At 60.1% G+C, this 557-nt stretch carries 1 protein-coding gene; it reads right to left on the minus strand.

Features of this window, described 5'->3' with window-relative positions; translation table 11 throughout:
- On the minus strand, positions 1–557 hold a 557-nt coding region (locus tag HMPREF1023_RS14980), incomplete at both ends, for a restriction endonuclease subunit S (protein WP_009307339.1).

A 557-nucleotide genomic window follows, 5' to 3' on the forward strand; every position in this document is an offset into this window, starting at 1 on the left:
CGCTCGGCGATGCGGCGCTGCTCGGCGAGGGGCGGCACGGGGATCAGGTACCTCTTCACCGTCTCTTGCGCAAGCTCCTTCTGCTTCGTTGAACCGCTCGCCTGATCCTCGATAACGGATTGGACCGACGGGCCCGCAAAGTAGAGGAACGCATATTCGTAGCGCAACCAGTCGGGCACGGTCCTGATGACCGTAACGTGGCTGTCGGCAACCGCCCACCCGTAAGGGTTTTGGTTCGAATCGTAGACGGCCATGCGGCCAAGGGTGCCCAGCCCCGTCGAGTTCCAGAGCAGGTCGCCGTCAACGAGCAGCCTCTCCTCGGCATACGATGCAACGCTGTTCGGGTCGACGAACTTCGCCCTCTCCAGCGAGAACCCTGACCATTGATTGCATTTCTGAGCGACAACGGGATATTTTTTTTCGAGTGAGTACTTTGGCGATTTGCCGCGCTGTATGTAGGTGGTAATGCCCTCCAGCCTTGCCCACTCCCAGCCTTCAGGGATATCGAACGGGATCTCGTCGTCGATGCAGACGGGCTCGCCCTTGCTGCGCTTCTC

It is taken from the genome of Eggerthella sp. 1_3_56FAA (genome assembly GCF_000185625.1).
In the GTDB taxonomy this organism is placed as follows: domain Bacteria; phylum Actinomycetota; class Coriobacteriia; order Coriobacteriales; family Eggerthellaceae; genus Eggerthella; species Eggerthella lenta.